Origin of the sequence: Janthinobacterium sp. 61 (genome assembly GCF_002846335.1) — a bacterium.
In the GTDB taxonomy this organism is placed as follows: Bacteria; Pseudomonadota; Gammaproteobacteria; order Burkholderiales; family Burkholderiaceae_D; genus Janthinobacterium.
The window spans coordinates 578617-597307 of record NZ_PJMQ01000001.1 but is presented as its reverse complement, the minus strand read 5'-3'; the positions used below and the strand labels follow the sequence as shown (position 1 = coordinate 597307).

The window sequence follows — 18691 nt, the reverse complement described above, 5'->3', positions numbered from 1 at the left end:
GTGGAATTTCAGCCACTTTTTCATAGATTGCGTCCATATTATCATCGGATTCCCTCTTTCTGGAATCATTCCCATGGATACGAATCACCGTATGAAGCCTGCCTCCCCGGCCCGGCGCGCCTTCGTGCTGGCCGCCGTCTGCCTGGCAGCCCTGTGCATGCCGCTCAGTTTTACGGGCCCCGCCATCGCCATCCCCGCCATCGCCGCCGACCTGCACGGCACGCCGCTGGCGCTGGCGTGGATCACGAATGCCTTCATGCTCAGCTTTGGCGGTTGCCTGATGGTGGCCGGCGCGCTTGCCGACCGCTATGGCCGCAAACGCGTGTTCCTGTTGGGCATGGGCGTGTTTTCCGCTGCCGCGCTGGCATTGTCAGCCGCGCCCGGCATCCTGTGGCTCGATGTGCTGCGCGCCGTCCAGGGCCTGGGCTGCGCCATGGCCCTGTCGAGCGGACTGGCGGCCCTGGCGCAGGAATTCGACGGCCCGTCCCGCGCGCGCGCCTTCAGCCTGATCGGCACGGCCTTCGGCGTGGGCCTGGCCTTCGGCCCCTTCCTGGCAGGCACCTTGATCACGCACACGGGCTGGCGCGCCATCTTCATCGCTACGGCCGTAGCCGGCCTGGCCGCCCTGCTGGCCGCCGCGCGCGCCATGCGCGAATCGCGCGACCCGCAGGCGCAGGGCGTGGACTGGCCCGGCGCCCTGACGTTTACCGGCGCGCTCTCCTTGTTTACGTATGGCTTGCTGCAGGCGCCCAATAGTGGCTGGGGCAGCGCCGCCAGCCTGGGGCTGCTCGGTGGCGCGGCCTTGCTGCTGGCCGCTTTCATCCGCGTGGAGCGGCGCGCCGCGCGACCCATGCTGGATCTGTCGCTATTCCGCCTGCCCGCCTTTGCCGGCGTGCAACTGCTGGCCGCCGCGCCCGCGTTTTCCTTTGTCGTGCTGCTGGTGCTGCTGCCGGCCCGCTTCATCGGTATCGAAGGCTACAGCGCGCTGGAAGCGGGACGCATGATGATCGCCCTGTCCGCGCCCATGCTGGTGCTTCCGGTCCTGGCTGGCATGGCGGCGCAGCGCATTGACGCCGCGCACATCTGCGCCTGCGGCTTGCTGCTGGCGGCGGGCGGCCTGCTGTGGCTATCGAGCTGCGCGCCGGGACAGTCGCCCGCCAGCTTGCTGGGCCCGTTGCTGCTGATCGGTTGCGGCATCAGCCTGCCCTGGGGCTTGATGGATGGCCTGGCCATCAGCGTCGTGCCGGTCGAGCGGGCGGGCATGGCGGCCGGCATCTTCAATACGACGCGCGTGGCGGGCGAAGGCCTGGCGCTGGCCATCGTCAGCGCGCTGCTGGGCACCTTCACGGTGGCAGCGCTGGGCGGCGCCGGCATTGCCGGCGTCGGCACGGCACAGGCGGCGCACGCCGGGCCGTTCCTGGCGCTGGGTGAGCTGCGCCATGCGGCTACCCTGCTGCCGCAGGCAGGAACCGCCGAGCTGGCGCAAGCGTATGGCAATGCCTTCCGCCACTTGCTGTATGTGCTGGCCAGCATTACGACGGCCTCGGCCCTTCTGATCCTGGCTTTTTTGCGTCATCCGGCCCCTGCGGCAACGGACACGGCCGCCCTGCCCGCCTGCGACGCTCCATCCTGATTCCTCTTGCCGTACACGGCGGCGCCCATGCGCCGCCGCCCGCCTTTGATGTTTCTCTGCAACATCTGCCAAGTTTCCAAAGGATGTGAAGAATAAAACGAGTTTACTTATCAAAGCGCTTTGAACTATACTCAAAGCGCTTTGAAATATAGTTAAAGCGCTTTGGTTGTGCAAAATGATGCTCGCCGATCCCACACCTATAAAAAACCTGGAGACACAATGAACAAAATTTTCTTGAAAGCGTTGCCAGCGGCAGTGCTCATGGCCCTGAGCGCATCGGCCCAGGCTGCCTTGCCGATCGACTTCGGCGGCTACATCCGCTCGGGCTTCGGCACCAGCAGCGAAGGCGGCAAGGAAGCCTGCTTCGGACTGGCCGGCGCCTCGTCCAAGTATCGTCTGGGCAATGAGTGCGAAACCTACGGCGAGCTGAAATTCGGCGGCGAAGCGTTCAAGGCAGCCAACGGCACCACCTTCCGCATCAATACCCTGGTGGCGTTTTCCGTCAACCAAAACCAGGACTGGGAACAATCGGACCCGTCGTGGCGTGAAATGAACGTGGTGGCTGACAAGATCGGCACGGGCGCCTTCGCCGAAGCGCGCGCCTGGGTCGGCAAGCGCTACTACGACCGCCAGGACGTGCACATCACCGATTACTACTTCTGGAACAACAGCGGCCCTGGCGCCGGCCTGGAAAACATCGACCTGGGCGCCGCCAAGCTGGCCTACGCCATCGTACGCACGGCCGACGACAAGGACAGCAAGCGCATGGGCCTGTCCCACGACTTGCGCTTTTCCGGCATCAAGGTCAACCCGGACGGTGAACTGACGCTGGGCCTGCAATTCAATCAGAAACGCAATGCGCAAGGCGCGGCCCCCATCGCCAGCGGCCACTTGTTGACCATCATGCATACGCAAGGCAATCTGCTGGGCGGCTTCAACAAAGTAGCATTGCAGTTCGGCAAAGGTAGCGCCGCCAACACGGGCGGCTTCAGCCTGGGCGCCGACAAGGACGACAAGGTCACGCGCCTGACGGAACAAATCATGATCCAGCCCAAAGGTTCCTGGTCCGGCATGGGCACCTTCGTCTACGAAGACAAGCAAACGGCCGGCGTCAGCAGCAAATGGACCTCGATCGGCGCGCGTCCCATCTACCACTTCACGGACAACTACAGCCTGGCCGTGGAACTGGGCCACGACATCGTCAAGCCGGAAGGTGGCGAGAGCCGCAACCTGACCAAGCTGACCTTCGCGCCGCAATTGTCGGCTGGCAACAGCTTCTGGTCGCGCCCTGTGCTGCGCGCCTTCTACACCTACGCCAAATGGAACAAGGCAGCCCAGTCGGCCGCCGCAGCGGAAACCGCGCTGTCGTCGACGGGCGTGTTTGGTGGAAAAACAAACGGCAGCTCCATGGGTTTCCAAGTGGAATCCTGGTGGTAAGAGCATCCAACACTGGCTGATGCCGCAAGGCGCCAGCCACTGGCAGCAACACCGCCCGCCTTCCTGGGGGCATGCTTTACCCGGACCCACCATTTCGCCGCTGCACGCGATGGCCGGCAGCTTCAATGTAGTGATTCAGCAGTATCCTCTTTTAGCGCGGGCGCCCCTGGGTTTGCCCGCGTATTTTTTTGGGCGCTGCCGCCGCTGGTCATGACCCTGATCATTCCGGCATTTATCAGATAAACTACCCCTAATCGCATTGCACTGCACCGCTCCCGCCCAACGGCAGGACGCCGGCAGCGGCAAGACCCACTCAAGATAGCCCCCGACTGCAGCATCCATGAACCTCAAAAATCTCGCCAAAACGCTAGGAATATCCGAAACCACCGTCAGCCGCGCCTTGAATGGCTATCCGGAAGTGAGTGAACGCACGCGTGAGCGGGTGCTGGCCGCCGCGCAGGCGGCCGGCTACCGTCCCAATCCCATGGCGCGCAGCCTGGCCGTCGGGCGCACGAATATCGTCGGCATCATCTACCCGCTGATGCCGAACGACCTGGCCGACCCCATGTTCATCGAGATCGTGGGCGGCATGTCGGAAGCGCTGGAAGCGCAGCAGATGGACATGATGATCGCGCCCGCGTCGGCCACCAATGAATTCCACACCTATGAACGTATGGTCAAGGGACGCCGCATCGACGGACTGGTGGTCGGACGGACAAAACCGTTCGACGAGCGCATCGCCTACCTGGCGCAGCAGGGCATGCCCTTTGTCGCCCATGGCCGCACGCAGCTGAACCAGCCGCACGCCTGGTTCGACTACGACAATGAGGCGGGCATGCGCCTGGCCGTCGAACGCCTGGCACAGCTGGGCCACCAGCGCATCGGCCTGATCAGCGCCACGCCGGACCTGAACTTCGTGCGCCAGCGCGTCGAGAGTTTCCAGCACGCTATGCAGGCGGGCGGCCTTGCCGTCGACCCGGACAACCTGGTCGACAATGCGCACGACCGCCGCGCCGGCTACCAGGCCATGCAGCGCCTGCTGGCCCGCTCGCCCCGCCCTACTGCCGTCATCGTCGACAATCACATGTCGGGCGTGGGCGCGGTGCGCGCCCTGCTCGACGCGGGCATCGCCATCGGCAGCGAGATGTCCCTGATCGTCTGGGGCGTGATGGAAGACTCCCTGGCCGGCCACAACGTCACCACCGTCGTGCAGCCCGACCCGCGTGGCGCCGGCGCGAAGATGATCCACATGCTGCTGGCCCTGATGGACGGCACGCCCGTCACCGAACTGCAGGAACTGTGGCCGTGCGAGCTGCTGCCGGGCGAGTCGGCCGGACCGGCAATACCCTCCTGATTCAGCCTCTCGCCGCACAAGCCGTAAAATACCAGGGTCAGTCACTGCGTGAGGGGATTGCGTCCCACTGGGACGCAATCCCCCGGCGGGTCTGACCCCGGCTCTCCCGCCTCGCCGTCCTGAATTACCCTCATAAAAAAATCGTATGTCTGGTGCGTGTATCGCTTTACTTTTCAAAGCGCTTTGAACTATACTCATTTCATACCCAAAGCGCTTTGAATTTTAAAATAAGACGTTCGCCTACCAACCAGCAGCGCCACCCTGATAGCCACGGCTACAGGCAACTTTTAAGAAATCATTCATGCCGACCATCCAGAACAATCTCGCCAACCTGCCCGCCGACTGGTGGCGCAGCGCCGTCATCTACCAGGTATATCCACGCAGCTTCCTCGACAGCAATGGCGACGGCATCGGCGACTTGCCCGGCATCACCTCCAAGCTCGCATACATCGCCGCCCTGGGCGCCGACATCGTGTGGATCTCGCCCTTCTTTACGTCGCCGATGAAAGACTTCGGCTACGACGTGGCCGACTTCTGCGACGTCGACCCCATGTTTGGCAGTCTGGCCGATTTCGACCGCCTGGTGGCGCGCGCCCATGAACTGGGCTTGAAAGTGATGATCGACCAGGTGCTGTCGCACTCGTCCGACCTTCACCCGTGGTTCGTGGAAAGCCGCTCCAGCCGCGACAATGCCAAGGCCGACTGGTATGTGTGGGCCGACCAGAAACCGGACGGCACGGCGCCAAACAACTGGCTGTCCGTGTTTGGCGGTTCCGCCTGGCAATGGGAGCCGCGCCGCGGCCAGTACTACCTGCACGATTTCCTCGCCAGCCAGCCCGACCTGAATTTCCACAATCCGGCCGTTCAGCAGGCCCAGCTGGATAACCTGCGGTTCTGGCTGGAACGCGGCGTCGATGGCTTCCGCTTCGATTCCTGCAACTTCCCGTATCACGACCAGTTGCTGCGCGATAATCCGCCAGCCGCGCAGCGCGACGCGAGCAGCGTGTCGGCCATCAACCCGTATGGCATGCAAGCGCACGTGTATGACAAGACGCAGCCGGAAAACATCGCCTACCTGCAGCGCGTGCGCGCCGTGCTTGACGAATATCAAGCCATTTCCATCGGCGAAGTGGGCGACGACAATGCGCTGGACACCATGGCCGCCTACACCACGGGCGGCGACAAGCTGCATATGGCTTACAGTTTCAACTTGCTGACGGCGGAGTTTTCAGCCGCGCACATCCGCACGCAGGTGGAAGAATTCGAAGCCAAAGTGACCGACGGCTGGGCTTCCTGGTCCGTAGGCAACCACGACAGCGTGCGCGTCATGACGCGCTGGGGCGGCGAGAATCCATCGCCATCTCTGGCCAAGGTGGTGCTGGCCGTGCAGGCGGCGCTGAAAGGCACACCGTGCCTGTACCAGGGCGACGAGCTGGCCCTGACGGAAGCGGACATTCCTTTCGAGGCGCTGCAGGACCCGTACGGCATCCCGTTCTGGCCCCAGTTCAAGGGCCGCGACGGCTGCCGCACGCCGATGCCGTGGGTGGCCGACGCGCCGCACGGCGGCTTCAGCAATGCAAAACCCTGGCTGCCCGTGCCACCCGAGCATCTTGCGCGTGCCGTTGACGTCGAAGTGCGCGACGCCGCCTCGCCTTTGCAGTTTGCGCAGAACATCCTCGCCTGGCGCCGCACCCTGCCGCAATTGCTGCGTGGCGACATCGTTTTCTTCGATGCGCCGGAACCCGTGCTGGCCCTGCGCCGCGACTTGCCCGGCCAACCTTCTGTATTAGCCGCCTTCAACCTGGGCACGGAAGCCGTGACGTTCACCTGGCCCGATGCGGCGCCAGCGGCCGACCTGGCCGGTCATGGCTTACCGGGCAGTAAAGTTGACCAACAGATCAGTCTGCCTCCGCATGGCGGCTGGTTCGGCACCTTGGCGTAAATCGCAGGCTTTGGCGGCCATGCCGCCATTTACAATAACGAGCCCCGCGCATCAGCGGGGCCAAATTGAGAGAACGAGGACGACATGGCTGGACTGAAGTTAACAGGCCTGAAAAAGGCATACGGCGACGTGCAAACCCTGCACGGCATCGACCTGGAGATCGCCGACGGCGAATTCATGGTGTTCGTGGGACCGTCGGGCTGCGGCAAGTCCACCTTGCTGCGCAGCATCTGCGGCCTGGAAGAAATCAGCGGCGGCGACTTGTATATTGGCAAGACGCGCATGAACGACGTGCCGCCCGCCAAACGCGGCATCGCCATGGTATTCCAGAGCTACGCCCTGTATCCGCACATGAGCGTGGCGCAAAACATGGCCTTTGGCCTGAAACTGGCCGGCATGAGTAAGGTACAAATTGCTGACGCCGTGCAGCGCGCCGCGCAAATCCTGCGCATCGAACCTTTGCTGGAACGCAAGCCAAAAGACTTGTCAGGCGGCCAGCGCCAGCGCGTGGCCATCGGCCGCGCCATCGTCCGCAAACCCGACGTCTTCCTGTTCGACGAACCGCTGTCGAATCTCGACGCCTCGCTGCGCGTGCAGATGCGCATCGAACTGGCGAATTTGCACCGCGAATTGCGCTCGACCATGATTTACGTCACGCATGATCAGGTCGAAGCGATGACCCTGGCCGACCGCATCGTCGTACTCAACGCGGGCCGCATCGAACAAGTGGGCGCACCGCTGGAGCTATACCACCATCCCGCCAACCTGTTCGTGGCCGGCTTCCTCGGTTCGCCCCGCATGAACTTCCTCAAAGGCAAGATCCACAGCTACGCAGACGGCGTGGCCACCATTGCCACGAATGCAGGCGGCTTGCTGCAGGCGGCACTCCAGCAGCCGCTGGCAAGCGGCACCCCCGTCACCATCGGCGCCCGCCCTGAACACGTGCAGGCGTGCGCGCCCGGCGCTGCGGCCGCCATCACGGCCAGCGTGCAGGCGGTGGAAAAACTGGGCGACATCAGCTATCTGTATGTGCAGGTGCCGGGCGGCGACGAGCCGCTGGTGGTGCGCGCCGATGCAGACACGGACTGGGCCATCGGCCAGTCCGTGGCGCTGCAAGTGGCGCCCGCCCGCGTCCACGTGTTCGACGAGCACGGCCAGACCCGTAACTGATTCCGAATTTAAGGGGCCAGGCGCTACAGGCGCCGCCTGGCCTGGTTGCATCGTTTCAGCCTTGATACTTCACATAAAAAAAGACACTGGAGATTGACATGTCCTTCACACACCCGAAACGCAGCTTCATCAAAACCACCCTGATCGCCGCCGCCCTGGCCGGCATCGGCAACCTGGCCGCCGTCAGCATGGCGCACGCGGCCGAAGCAGGTACCCTCTTGATCTGGATCAATGGCGACAAGGGCTACAAGGGCCTGGCCAAGGTCGGCGAAGAATTCACCAAGAAGACGGGCATCAAGGTCGTCGTCGAGCACCCGGAAGATGCACCGAACAAATTCCAGCAGGCGGCGGCCGCCGGCAAGGGCCCGGACATCTGGATCTGGCCGCATGACCGTATCGGCGGCTGGATTGACGCCGGCTTGCTGCAACCAGTGACGCCAAGCAAGGAAGCGCGCGCCGCCATCCTGCCGCTGGCCTGGAACGCCTTCACCGTTAGCGGCAAGACCTGGGGCTACCCGATCTCCATCGAAGCCGTGGCCCTCGTCTACAACAAGGACCTGGTGCCGACGCCGCCAAAAACCTTCGAGGAAATCGCCGCGCTGGACAAAAAACTGTCTGCGCAAGGCAAGAAAGCCATCCTGTGGGATTACACGAATACCTATTTCACCTGGCCTTTGCTGGGCGCGGGCGGCGGTTTCCCGTTTGAAGTCAAGGCTGATGGGCGCTACGATGCGGCCAAGACGGGTGTCAACAATGCCGGTTCGCAAGCTGGCGTGAATGCGCTGATGACCTTGATCAACAGTGGCGCCATGCCGAAGGGCGCGGGCTACGCGGAAATGGAAGCCGGCTTTAACCAGGGCAAGATCGCCATGATGATCAACGGCCCATGGTCGTGGGACAATGCGCGCAAATCGAAGATCAATTACGGCGTGGCAACGATTCCTACCGTGGCAGGCAAGACGGCCACCCCATTCGTGGGTGTGCTGGGCGCAATGATTTCCAAGGCGAGCCCGAACAAGGACCTGGCGACGGAATTCCTGGAAAACCAGATGCTGCAGCTCAATGGCCTGAAAACCATCAACGCCGACGTCCCGCTGGGCACGCCAGCCAACAAAGTGCTGTTCGCGGAATTGAAAGCCAATCCGAACATCCAGGCGACGATGGAAAGCGCCCAAGCGGGCCGCCCGATGCCGAACAACCCGGAAATGGGCCGCTTCTGGTCGTCGATGCAATCGGCGCTGGAAAACATCACGCAAGGCCGCCAGACCACCAAGGATGGCCTGGATGCGGCGGCGAAGCGGATTACGACCGCCAATTAAGCAGGTCAAGGCGTAGGTCGGATTAGGCCCGAAGGGCCGTAATCCGACACCAGCAGCCAACAGTGTTGTCGGATTACGCGCAAGCGCTAATCCGACCTACGCCACCTCGTATCATTCCATCTTCACAGGTATCCATCGTGCGCAAGTTTATCGGCCCTACGGTATTGACCATCAGCATGGCGCTGGGTCTGTATCTGCTCTTCATGTTGTACATTTCCGGCCAGACCATGCTGGCCGCCATTTTCCTCGGCTTGCTGACCCTGACGACGTTTGTCTTCACGTCGCCGCGCGCCTATGCCTACCGTTACCTGTTTCCCGGCATCACGGCAGTCATCGTCTTCGTGCTGCTGCCGATGGTGTACACGGTGTCGATCGGCTTTACCAATTTCAGTTCGCGCAACCTGCTCACCTATGAGCGGGCCACGCAATACCTGCTCGACGAGACACAGCGCGTGGAAAGCACGGGCTACGCACTGACCGTGCACCCGGACAACAAGGAATACCGCTTGCGCCTGGAAAGCCCGGACACGGGCGAAGTGCTGCTGACACAGCCGCTGGCCCTGAAGCGCGCCGTCCCCCTGAACGTGGAGGTGGCGCCGCCGGATCCCGTGCAGGCACCCGTGCTGGCACCGCCGCTGCCCATCAAGGACATCATCGCCCTGCAAAAGGATTTGAAGCTGCTGACACTCATCCTGCCTAACAGGATCGAGCTGCGCATGGTGGGCTTGCGTGAATTCGGCCCCGTTGCGCATGTCTACAAGCAACTCCCCGACAAGACGCTGAAGAAGATCGCCACGGGCGAACTCGTGACACCGAATTTCAAGACGGGATTTTATGAAATGCCGGACGGCACGAAACTGGAACCGGGCTTCAAGGTCAACGTCGGTTTCGCCAACTTCGTGAAGATTTTCTCCGACGAAGCGTTTCGCGGCCCCTTCCTGCGCATTTTCGTCTGGACCATCGTCTTCGCCCTGATCAGCGTGGCCACCACGACGGGCCTGGGCATGGCGCTGGCCGTGCTGCTGAACTGGGATGCGCTGCGCTTCCGCGGCCTGTACCGCACCCTGCTGTTCCTGCCGTATGCCGTGCCCGGATTCATTTCCATCCTCGTCTTCAAGGGCTTGTTCAACAATAACTTTGGCGAAATCAACCTGGTGCTCGATGCGCTCTTCGGCATCAAGCCCGCCTGGTTCTCGGACACCACGCTGGCCAAGGCCATGATCCTGATCGTCAACACCTGGCTCGGCTACCCCTACATGATGGTGGTGTGCATGGGCCTGATCAAGGCGATCCCGTCGGACCTGTACGAAGCGTCGGCCCTGGCCGGCGCGGGACCGCTGACGAATTTCTTCAAGATCACCCTGCCACTGATCATCAAGCCGCTCACGCCGCTGATGGTGGCCAGCCTTGGTTTCAATTTCAACAACTTCGTGCTGATCAGCTTGCTGACGGGCGGGCGTCCCGATTTCCTCGACACGACCTTGCCTGCCGGCACGACGGACTTGCTGGTGTCCTATACCTATCGCATCGCGTTCGAGGATTCCGGCCAGAACTTTGGCCTGGCCGCTGCCATCTCGACCCTGATCTTCTTCCTCGTGGCCGCGATTTCGCTGGTCAACATGCGCCTGACGCGCATGAACAAAGCATAAAGGACAGTTCATGGCTATCGTTGTCGACCGTTCCAACCGCTGGCGCATCCTGGCGGCCCATGTCGCCGTGATCGCGCTGATTGCGCTGGTGATGTTTCCCTTCCTGATGATTTTGTCGATCTCCCTGCGGCCCGGCAACTTCGCTTCGGGCAGTTTGATACCGCCCGAGATCAGCTTCGAGCACTGGCGATTGGCGCTGGGCATGTCTTACCAGGCGCCCAACGGCACCCTGGTCGAGCCGGACTTTCCCGTGCTGCTGTGGCTGTGGAATTCCATCAAGGTGGCCAGCATGAGCGCCACCGTCACCGTGCTGCTGTCGACCACCTGCGCGTATGCATTCGCGCGCATGCAGTTCCGCTTCAAGTCGCAGACCCTGTCCGCGCTGATGCTGCTGCAAATGTTCCCCGCCGTGCTGGCCCTGGTGGCCATCTACGCCATCTTCGATGTGCTGGGCAGCTACGTGCCATGGCTGGGCATCGACCACCACGGCAGCCTGGTGCTGGCTTACACGGGCGGCATCGCCCTGCATATCTGGACCATCAAGGGATACTATCAAACCATCCCCATCGAGATCGAAGAAGCGGCCAAGGTCGATGGCGCCACGCAGTGGCAAGCGTTTGTCTACGTGCTGCTGCCGATGACGGTGCCCATCCTCATGGTGGTATTCCTGCTGTCATTCATCGGCGCCATCATCGAGTATCCGATCGCTTCCGTGCTGCTGCATGAACAGAACAACCTGACCCTGGCGGTCGGCTCGAAACTGTTCCTGTACGAGCAAAAATACCTGTGGGGCGACTTCGCCGCGGCAGCCATCTTGTCCGGCTTGCCCATCACGGCCGTGTTCCTGCTGGCGCAGAAGTGGATGATCTCCGGCCTGACGGCTGGCGGCGTGAAGGGCTGACATGAAGACCATGCTGACCGCCCTCGCCGCTTTGCTCTTCTGCGCACCGGCGCAGGCGGGCAGTTTCGCGGACAACCCTATCGTCTACTTTGCCGTGACAGATCGCTACGCCAACGGCAATCCCGGCAACGACCATAGTTATGGCCGCGCGGCCGACCCGCAAGGCGGCGATGTGGGCAGCTTTCACGGCGGCGACATCGCCGGCATCACGCAGCAGCTGAGAACCGGCTATTTTCAAGACCTGGGCGTCAACGCACTGTGGATCACGGCGCCGTATGAACAGATCCACGGCTGGGTAGTGGGCGGCAAGCAGCAATTCCAGCACTACGCCTACCACGGCTACTGGGCGCTCGACTACACCACCATGGACGCCAACATGGGCACGCGCGAAGAATTGCGCGAGATGATCAGCACGGCCCACGCGCAGGGCATCCGCGTGCTGTTCGACGTGGTGCTGAACCATCCCGGCTACGCGGACTTGCGCACCCTGGCACAGTACAAGGTGCCCGTGCTGTGGCCCGGCCATGAAAAAGCCACCCTGCGCGACTATCATAGCTTCATCGACTACAACAACTTCGAATTCAAGCAGTGGTGGGGCCCGGACTGGGTGCGCGCGGGCTTGCCCGGCTATCCCGACGGCGGCCAGGATGATTTCACCATGCAGCTGGCCTTCCTGCCCGACTTCCGCACGGAAAGCGGCAAGGCCGTGGGCTTGCCGCCTATCCTGCAGCGCAAGTCCGACACGCGCGCCGTCGCCCTGCCCGACACCACCGTGCGCGCTTACCTGGTCCACTGGCTGGCCGACTGGGTGCGCGAATTCGGCGTCGACGGTTTCAGGGCGGACACCGTCAAGCACGTGGAGCCGGCCAGCTGGCTGGCCCTGCGCGCTGCCGCCACGGAAGCATTGAAGGACTGGAAAACGCGCCATCCCGAACAGAAAATCGACGATGCCCCGTTCTGGATGACGGGAGAAGCGTGGGGCCATGGTCCAGAGCGCAGCAGCTGGCATGACGCGGGCTTCGACTCGATGATCAATTTCGACTTTCAACACCGCGCTGGCGGCGACTGGAAAAGCATCGATGGCGTCTACCGCCAGTACGCGGGCTTGCTGGGCAAGCGCATTGGCAATGAGCCCCGCTACGACATCCTGTCGTATATCTCTTCGCACGATACCAGCCTGTTCCCGCGCAAGGAGCTGAAACATGGATTGTCCGCCCTGCTGCTGGCACCCGGTGGCGTGCAGCTGTTCTACGGCGATGAAAGCGGCCGCCAGCCTGGCGCGGCACCCATCGGCGACGAACAGCAGGCCACCCGCTCCGACATGAACTGGGACTCGCTGGACGCTGCCACCCTGGCGCATGCGCGCAAGCTGGGCCAGTTCCGTTTGCGCCACCCTGCCCTGGCGCGCGGCGAGCATCGCCTGATCGACGAGAAACCGTATGCGTTTGCCCGCGTGGCGCAGGATGACGCCATCATCGCCGTGCCCGAGGCGCAGGGGATCATCACGTTGAAGATACACGGCGTTTTCGCCGATGGCAGCAAGCTGCGCGACGCCTATACGCATCAAACCTATATCGTCAAAGATGGCGCCGTCGCCGTGAACGCGGCCGGCACCGTCCTGCTGGAGAACGCTGCACCATGAGTACCTATGACGTCTTAGTAGTCGGCGGCGCCGGCATCGACACCATCGTGCGCGTCCCCGACCTGCAATTGCCCGTCGCCGATTCCGTACACGTGCCACCCATCCACGACTACGTGGCGCACACTGGCAATGGCGTGGCGCTCGGCTGCCATGCGCTGGGCTTGCGCTGCAAGTTCATCGACTTCATCGGCGACGATGCGCAAGGCGCGGCCATCCTGCAGCGTTACAAAGCGGCAAAGCTCGATTTTTCACACATCGTCGAACCGTCCGGCACGCGGCGCAGCGTCAACCTGGTCGACCCGCAAGGACGCAGACTGTCGCTGTACGACGGCCGCCACCCGGAAGACGTGCGCATGCCGCCCAATTTCTACCTGCCCTACCTGGGCCCGGCCCGCCATGCGCACTTTTCCATCATGGGCTGGGTGGCGGCGCTGTTTGACGACGCGCAAGTGTGCGGCACCACGGTGTCGACCGATTTGCACGACTGGGATGGCATCAACCCGCACCACAAGATGTTCGCGCTGCGGGCCGACCTGGTCTTCCTCAGCACGGCCGCGCTGGCCGAGCGCACGGAATCCGTCATGCGCACGATAGTCGCGGAAGGCCGCGCACAGGCCGTGATCGCCATGGCCGGCGCGCAGGGCGCGTATGTGCTGGAACGGGGCAGCGCGTCCGTGCGGCACACTCCGGCGGCAGGCCTGAAGTTGCCCGTGGTGGACACGAATGGCGCGGGCGATTCGTTTGTCGCCGCCTTCCTGCACGCCTGGCTGGGTGATGCAGGCCTGGACACTGCCATGCGCTGCGGCGCCATCGCCGGCGCGTTTGCCTGCGCGCAGAATGGCACGCATGAACGGTTCATCGGGCTGCCACAGCTGCATGACTTATATCAAGACAGCACTAGCTTATAGCTTAATATTCTATCAAGGGTAGCATCGAGCTAACGGGCGCATGGCACAATGGCTGCGGATTTGACCACCGCATACCACCGATACCGGAGACCACATGAGAATCGAAACCCTGGCCGTACACGCCGGCTACACCCCCGACCCGACCACCAAGGCCGCCGCCGTCCCCATCTACCAGACGGTGGCCTACGCCTTCGACAATGCGCAGCATGGCGCCGACCTGTTCGACCTCAAGGTCGCCGGCAATATTTACACGCGCATCATGAATCCCACGCAGGACGTGCTGGAAAAGCGCGTCGCGGCGCTGGAAGGCGGCGTAGCTGCGCTGGCCGTGGCGTCGGGCATGGCGGCCATCACCTACGCGATCCAGACCATCACCGAAGCGGGCGACAATTTCATCTCCGCCAGCCAGCTGTACGGCGGCACCTACAACCTGTTTGCCCACACCCTGCCGCAGATCGGCATCGAAGTGCGCTTTGCCGACGCGCGCCAGCCCGAGACCTTCGCAGCCCTGATCGACAGCCGCACCAAGGCCATCTTTTGCGAATCGATCGGCAACCCGCTGGGCAATGTGACGGACGTGGCAAAACTGGCCGAAATCGCGCATGCGCACGGCATCCCGCTGATCGTCGATAACACGGTACCCAGCCCCTATCTGTTCCGCCCCATCGAGCATGGCGCCGACATCGTCGTCCATTCGCTGACCAAATACCTGGGCGGCCACGGCACCACCGTGGGCGGCGCCATCGTCGACAGCGGCAAGTTTCCGTGGGCCGAACACAAGGAACGCTTCAAGCGCCTGAATGAACCGGACGTGTCGTATCACGGCGTCGTCTACACGGAAGCATTCGGCCCCGCCGCCTTCATCGGCCGCGCGCGCGTCGTTCCGCTGCGCAATATGGGCGCCGCCATCTCGCCCTTGAGCGCTTTCCAGCTGATCCAGGGCATCGAAACCCTGGCCCTGCGCATGGACCGCATCTGCGACAATACCCTGGCCCTGGCCAAGCACCTGAAAAACCATCCGAAAGTCGCGTGGGTCAATTACGCGGGCCTGGAAGACCACCCGGACCACGCGCTGGTGAAAAAATACATGAATGGCCGCGCCTCGGGCATCTTGTCGTTCGGCCTGAAACTGGCCGCTGGCGAGGACCCGCGCGCGGCCGGCGCCCGCGTGCTCGACGCCCTGCAGCTGTTCACGCGCCTGGTCAATATCGGCGACGCCAAGTCGCTGGCCACCCACCCGGCGTCCACCACGCACCGCCAGCTCAATGCCTCGGAACTGGCCAAGGCGGGCGTCTCCGAAGACATGCTGCGCCTGTCCGTGGGCATCGAGCATATCGACGACTTGCGCGAAGACCTGGAGCAGGCCTTGAACGCGGCGTAAGCCCTTCTTCATGCGGCCAGCGGGAAATTTCATGGCATAATCAGCAACATGAACTCCCGCTACCATCGCCGGAACAGGCTGCTTCCGGCCTGTTCCGCACCGAATATGCACGGCGCATGAATGCCGTGCACGTGGAAGCGCATCACGCGCGAATGGCTGCCAGCCAGCGGCCTGCAGTGGGATGAGCGCCCGTGCTTCGAGCGCTTCTCCGCCGCCACGGCGATGAACCCGACCACCGGCGAATTCTCTTGCGAGATCTGCATTCCCGTGCGGCCGCTGGAGTGGTCATGTCGGATTACGCTCCGCCAACAACTGCGCCACCTGCCTGATCCTCTCGGCCACCGTGCCGGAGACATTGACAAAGGCGATCCCCCGCCGCGCCAGCTCTGCCTGGTACCACGCATGCTGGCGCGCGCGGAAATCCCCGTCGCGGCGGGTGCCGTCCTGGATGAAGGGGAAATCGGGCGCGCACAGCAGCACCAGGTCGTAGCGATGCTCGGCCAGTTGCGCCAGCTCCAGCTCGGCCTTGCCGAACATCTCGACACAGTAAAAATAGGTGGTCAGGGGCGATGTATCGCAAAACAGCCAGCGCCGCGCAGCCAATAGCGTCTGCGCTTCGCGGCGCAGCTGTTCCCGGCCGATCTTCAGCAAATCATCATAGGCCAGCACGCCATCCTGGCTTTCCCACAGCTCGCGGCCATATTCGGCCACCCATTCCGTCTCGAAATGCCGCGCCAGCGCCTGCGTCAAGGTCGTCTTGCCGCTCGATTCGCCACCGAGCACGCACACGCGCGTGACGAAATCGGCGCGCACGATGGGTGACAGGAAGGCGCTGTGCGCCTGCGGGTCTTGCCGCACCAAGGTCCCGGACACGGGCACCAGCGCTCTTGCCTGATCCACGCTGACATGCGCTACCGCTCCCATCGCGTAATGCCGTTCCAGCACGCCCGCAAAGCCGGGACCATAGTCTTCGCTGCTGAACACGGCATCGACGGGCAGCGCCAGCACCGTCCAGCACAGCCAGCCCATGAAGTGGCGTTGCTCGTCGCCCTCGTCGTCATTGTGCGGCAGCGAACGCGCAGGCACGCCGCGCACCGCGCACAGGGCGGCCAGGCGCGCATCGTCCAGCGCGACGACCACAGCCTGGGGAAATTGCGCCCGCAGCCACCCTTCCCGGCGCGCCGGGTCCAGGCCGGGAAATTCGGGTTTGGTGTAGCTGACCAACAGCAGCTCTTCGCAGGCCTCCTGCGCACGATTGATCAACAGTTCGTGGCCCTTGTGCAGCGGGCAGAATTTGCCCACCACGAGGCCGCGTTTATAAAGGTTCATGCCACTGCTTCCTGCAAATCCGAGGTGTATTGAATGATCTTGTCTTCCGCCTGCAAAGTCTCGACCGTAATGGCGCCGAAAAAGGGGGCGAGCAAGGCGCGCGCCCGGTCGGCTTGCGGCATGGCGCCCGGCGCCAGGCGCAGTACGACACTGCCGTCGCCATGCTGGTGCACGCCGAACAGGGCGATGGCCAGCGGCTTCAGGGCGTGCGTGATGTCGATATTGTTGATCCATTCGCCGTTGATCATCCTGTAGCGCAAGGGGCTGCGCCCCGCCAGGCCCACCAGCACGGGACCGTGCGGTCCATGCATCAGCGACGCGTAATCGCCCGTGCGGTAGCGCACCAGGGGCAGGCAAAAATTAAAACCGCCCGTCACGGTGATTTCGCCGCGCTCCCCGTCGGCCACGGGCCGCCCTTCCCTGTCGAGGATTTCCACGTACAGCCGGTGCTGCAGCAGCACGTGGCCGCCCGCCTGTTCGTCGTAGACGGCCACGGGACCCACTTCATTGAGCGAATAGATGTCGAGCACGGGGCAGCCGAAACGTTCTTCCAGGCGCGCCCGCATGCCGGGCAACAGCATCATCGACACGGACAGCAGCGCGGCCGGCCTGTACGTCATGCGCAAGGTCAGCAGCTCGGCAAACGAGATGGGGTCGCCCGCGATCAATTCGGGCGCCATGGCGTCCAGGTAGCGCGCGCGGTCGTCCGGCTCGCGCCAGTCGTCCACGTGCAGGTTGATCTTCGCCAGGCCCGATTCGTCCATCGTGGGCGTGACGGAGACATAGGTGAAGCAGCGGCGCTGATGCCCCAGCAGCATGACGCCCACCTGTCCCGCGCCATGGCGTAAAGTCACGCCAAAACGCCGCAGCGCGCGCTTGTGGAAGGCCAGGTAGCGCCCCGCCACCAGCGGGTGCGAAGCGATCAGCAACGGGTGCCCCGTGGTGCCCGTGGTCTGGAAATTGATCATGCGCGCCAAGTCCGCATCGTCGGGCACGAAGGCGGCGATATCGTGCGCCAGTTCGGCGCGGCTGATGGGCGTTGCATCGATGAGACGCGCCGGTGGCGAACCGCAGGCACGATAGTAGGGCACCGTGGCATAAGTCGCCCTGAGAAACTCCGGCAGCCAGGATGGCGGCGCGGCGCGGCTCCAGCTGATCGCCGCATCCATGACTTCCTGCTCATAGACACGCAGGGCAGCCACTTCCGCCGCCAGCAGCTTGTTGCCGCTGCGGTTGCGGTACTGGGGGGCGGCCGGATGGCTGCGCAGTCTTTCCAGCATGCGCGCACCCGCTTGCGTCAGCGTGGGACAGTAGTGGCGGTCCGATTCCCAGGCGCCGCCCGGCAGATTGACATCAGGTTTGCCAGCGAGCGTCATTCGCGCGACCACTTGTCGGCCGATTCCTCGGCCGCCTTCTTCGCCAGCGCCTCGCGGATCTCCCGCGCGCGCTGTTCGGCCAGCCGGCTCGCTTCGAGCAGGCGGCGGCGCTCCGTGCCGCTGATGGCGGACAATCTGTCCGTCGCCTGCGCCACGCTTTCGTCACGGGGCCGAAAGGCCAGGCGCGCCAGCACGATGCGCGCCAGCTCCTCGCGCCGCTCCGGGTCGTGCGTGAACTGGTGGGCTGGCGTGGCGGCGGCCAGTTCGCGCGCCGTCTCGCCCAGCACCTGCAGCAAATCCTGCTGCCGCAATTGCTGGCCGATGAACCACTCGTCGGCCAGCAGCCAGCACAAGATCATGGCCAGCGCCAGGCGATTGCGGTCCGCCTTCACTTGCGCGCCGATAAAACCCTGCAGTGACGCGGCCGGCGCGCGGGTGCCATGCAGCAGCAAAATGTCGTTGACCAGTGCGGCAACCGCCACCGCCTGCGCGTTGGCGACGCCGGCGATGCGGGGCTCGGCGAGGAACTCGACGGGGGTGTCGGCCAGGCGGTGGGTCAGTGTTTCGAGGTGGGGACCGATTTGCATCATGATGTCATTACCTCAACCCAACGGCAAATGCTGGGGTCAGACCCGCCGGGTCTGACCCCG

The 18691-nt window shown here is 63.5% G+C and carries 14 protein-coding genes and 1 pseudogene; 12 read left to right on the top strand and 3 right to left on the bottom strand.

All coding sequences use genetic code 11. From position 1 onward, the window contains the following. Nucleotides 1-73: 73 nt before the first annotated feature. The 12 genes and pseudogenes from CLU92_RS02750 to CLU92_RS02695 all read left to right on the top strand — a co-directional run. Entirely contained in the window at nt 74-1633 is a 1560-nt protein-coding gene (locus CLU92_RS02750; protein ID WP_101480619.1) for an MFS transporter, read from the top strand. A 219-nt stretch (nt 1634-1852) separates the two neighbouring features. Further along, nucleotides 1853-3070 carry a carbohydrate porin gene (locus CLU92_RS02745; RefSeq protein WP_101480618.1) on the top strand — a complete coding sequence of 406 codons (1218 nt, stop codon included), beginning with the start codon at nt 1853-1855 and terminating at the stop codon, nt 3068-3070. 340 nt (nt 3071-3410) lie between these two features. Continuing rightward, entirely contained in the window at nt 3411-4424 is a 1014-nt protein-coding gene (locus tag CLU92_RS02740) for a substrate-binding domain-containing protein (protein WP_101480617.1), read from the top strand. Nucleotides 4425-4725: 301 nt separating this feature from the next. After that, nucleotides 4726-6366, top strand: coding sequence for an alpha-amylase family glycosyl hydrolase (locus tag CLU92_RS02735; RefSeq protein ID WP_101480616.1), 1641 nt, complete (start codon nt 4726-4728; stop codon nt 6364-6366). An 84-nt stretch (nt 6367-6450) separates the two neighbouring features. After that, nucleotides 6451-7536 (top strand): ABC transporter ATP-binding protein, encoded by a 1086-nt coding sequence (locus CLU92_RS02730; RefSeq protein WP_101480615.1) that lies wholly within the window; start codon nt 6451-6453, stop codon nt 7534-7536. 98 nt (nt 7537-7634) lie between these two features. Further along, nucleotides 7635-8855 carry a maltose/maltodextrin ABC transporter substrate-binding protein MalE gene (gene malE / locus CLU92_RS02725; RefSeq protein ID WP_180338408.1) on the top strand — a complete coding sequence of 407 codons (1221 nt, stop codon included), beginning with the start codon at nt 7635-7637 and terminating at the stop codon, nt 8853-8855. 137 nt (nt 8856-8992) lie between these two features. Beyond that, nucleotides 8993-10504, top strand: a complete 1512-nt coding sequence (gene malF / locus CLU92_RS02720) for a maltose ABC transporter permease MalF (protein ID WP_101480614.1) — start codon at nt 8993-8995, stop codon at nt 10502-10504. A gap of 10 nt (nt 10505-10514) precedes the next feature. Continuing rightward, nucleotides 10515-11405: a maltose ABC transporter permease MalG gene (malG, locus tag CLU92_RS02715; protein WP_077402472.1), complete on the top strand. Its 891-nt coding sequence runs from the start codon at nt 10515-10517 to the stop codon at nt 11403-11405. A 1-nt stretch (nt 11406) separates the two neighbouring features. Then, nucleotides 11407-13047: an alpha-amylase family glycosyl hydrolase gene (locus CLU92_RS02710; protein WP_101480613.1), complete on the top strand. Its 1641-nt coding sequence runs from the start codon at nt 11407-11409 to the stop codon at nt 13045-13047. Further along, entirely contained in the window at nt 13044-13955 is a 912-nt protein-coding gene (locus CLU92_RS02705) for a carbohydrate kinase family protein (RefSeq protein ID WP_101480612.1), read from the top strand. The genes CLU92_RS02710 and CLU92_RS02705 overlap by 4 nt, the downstream gene beginning before the upstream one ends. A 94-nt stretch (nt 13956-14049) precedes the next feature. Further along, on the top strand, nt 14050-15336 hold the full coding sequence (locus tag CLU92_RS02700; protein WP_101480611.1) for an O-acetylhomoserine aminocarboxypropyltransferase/cysteine synthase family protein: 1287 nt from the start codon (nt 14050-14052) through the stop codon (nt 15334-15336). 120 nt (nt 15337-15456) lie between these two features. Next, nucleotides 15457-15597: pseudogene (locus CLU92_RS02695) on the top strand (AraC family transcriptional regulator); the annotation flags it as partial. 24 nt (nt 15598-15621) lie between these two features. Here the strand turns inward: CLU92_RS02695 and CLU92_RS02690 are convergent. The 3 genes from CLU92_RS02690 to CLU92_RS02680 are packed head-to-tail and all read right to left on the bottom strand — an operon-like array spanning nt 15622 to nt 18631. After that, nucleotides 15622-16665, bottom strand: a complete 1044-nt coding sequence (locus CLU92_RS02690) for an AAA family ATPase (protein ID WP_101480610.1) — start codon at nt 16663-16665, stop codon at nt 15622-15624. Further along, nucleotides 16662-18041: an AMP-binding protein gene (locus tag CLU92_RS02685; RefSeq protein ID WP_101480609.1), complete on the bottom strand. Its 1380-nt coding sequence runs from the start codon at nt 18039-18041 to the stop codon at nt 16662-16664. Before CLU92_RS02685 ends, CLU92_RS02690 begins: the two co-directional genes overlap by 4 nt. Beyond that, nucleotides 18038-18631, bottom strand: coding sequence for a hypothetical protein (locus tag CLU92_RS02680; protein WP_180338407.1), 594 nt, complete (start codon nt 18629-18631; stop codon nt 18038-18040). Before CLU92_RS02680 ends, CLU92_RS02685 begins: the two co-directional genes overlap by 4 nt. Nucleotides 18632-18691 lie beyond the last annotated feature (60 nt).

Coding starts and splice junctions, on each gene's coding strand:
- CLU92_RS02750 (WP_101480619.1), top strand. CDS start 74: ATGGATACGAATCACCGTATGAAGCCTGCCTCCCCGGCCCGGCGCGCC.
- CLU92_RS02745 (WP_101480618.1), top strand. CDS start 1,853: ATGAACAAAATTTTCTTGAAAGCGTTGCCAGCGGCAGTGCTCATGGCC.
- CLU92_RS02740 (WP_101480617.1), top strand. CDS start 3,411: ATGAACCTCAAAAATCTCGCCAAAACGCTAGGAATATCCGAAACCACC.
- CLU92_RS02735 (WP_101480616.1), top strand. CDS start 4,726: ATGCCGACCATCCAGAACAATCTCGCCAACCTGCCCGCCGACTGGTGG.
- CLU92_RS02730 (WP_101480615.1), top strand. CDS start 6,451: ATGGCTGGACTGAAGTTAACAGGCCTGAAAAAGGCATACGGCGACGTG.
- malE (WP_180338408.1), top strand. CDS start 7,635: ATGTCCTTCACACACCCGAAACGCAGCTTCATCAAAACCACCCTGATC.
- malG (WP_077402472.1), top strand. CDS start 10,515: ATGGCTATCGTTGTCGACCGTTCCAACCGCTGGCGCATCCTGGCGGCC.
- CLU92_RS02710 (WP_101480613.1), top strand. CDS start 11,407: ATGAAGACCATGCTGACCGCCCTCGCCGCTTTGCTCTTCTGCGCACCG.
- CLU92_RS02705 (WP_101480612.1), top strand. CDS start 13,044: ATGAGTACCTATGACGTCTTAGTAGTCGGCGGCGCCGGCATCGACACC.
- CLU92_RS02700 (WP_101480611.1), top strand. CDS start 14,050: ATGAGAATCGAAACCCTGGCCGTACACGCCGGCTACACCCCCGACCCG.
- CLU92_RS02690 (WP_101480610.1), bottom strand. CDS start 16,665: ATGAACCTTTATAAACGCGGCCTCGTGGTGGGCAAATTCTGCCCGCTG.
- CLU92_RS02685 (WP_101480609.1), bottom strand. CDS start 18,041: ATGACGCTCGCTGGCAAACCTGATGTCAATCTGCCGGGCGGCGCCTGG.
- CLU92_RS02680 (WP_180338407.1), bottom strand. CDS start 18,631: ATGATGCAAATCGGTCCCCACCTCGAAACACTGACCCACCGCCTGGCC.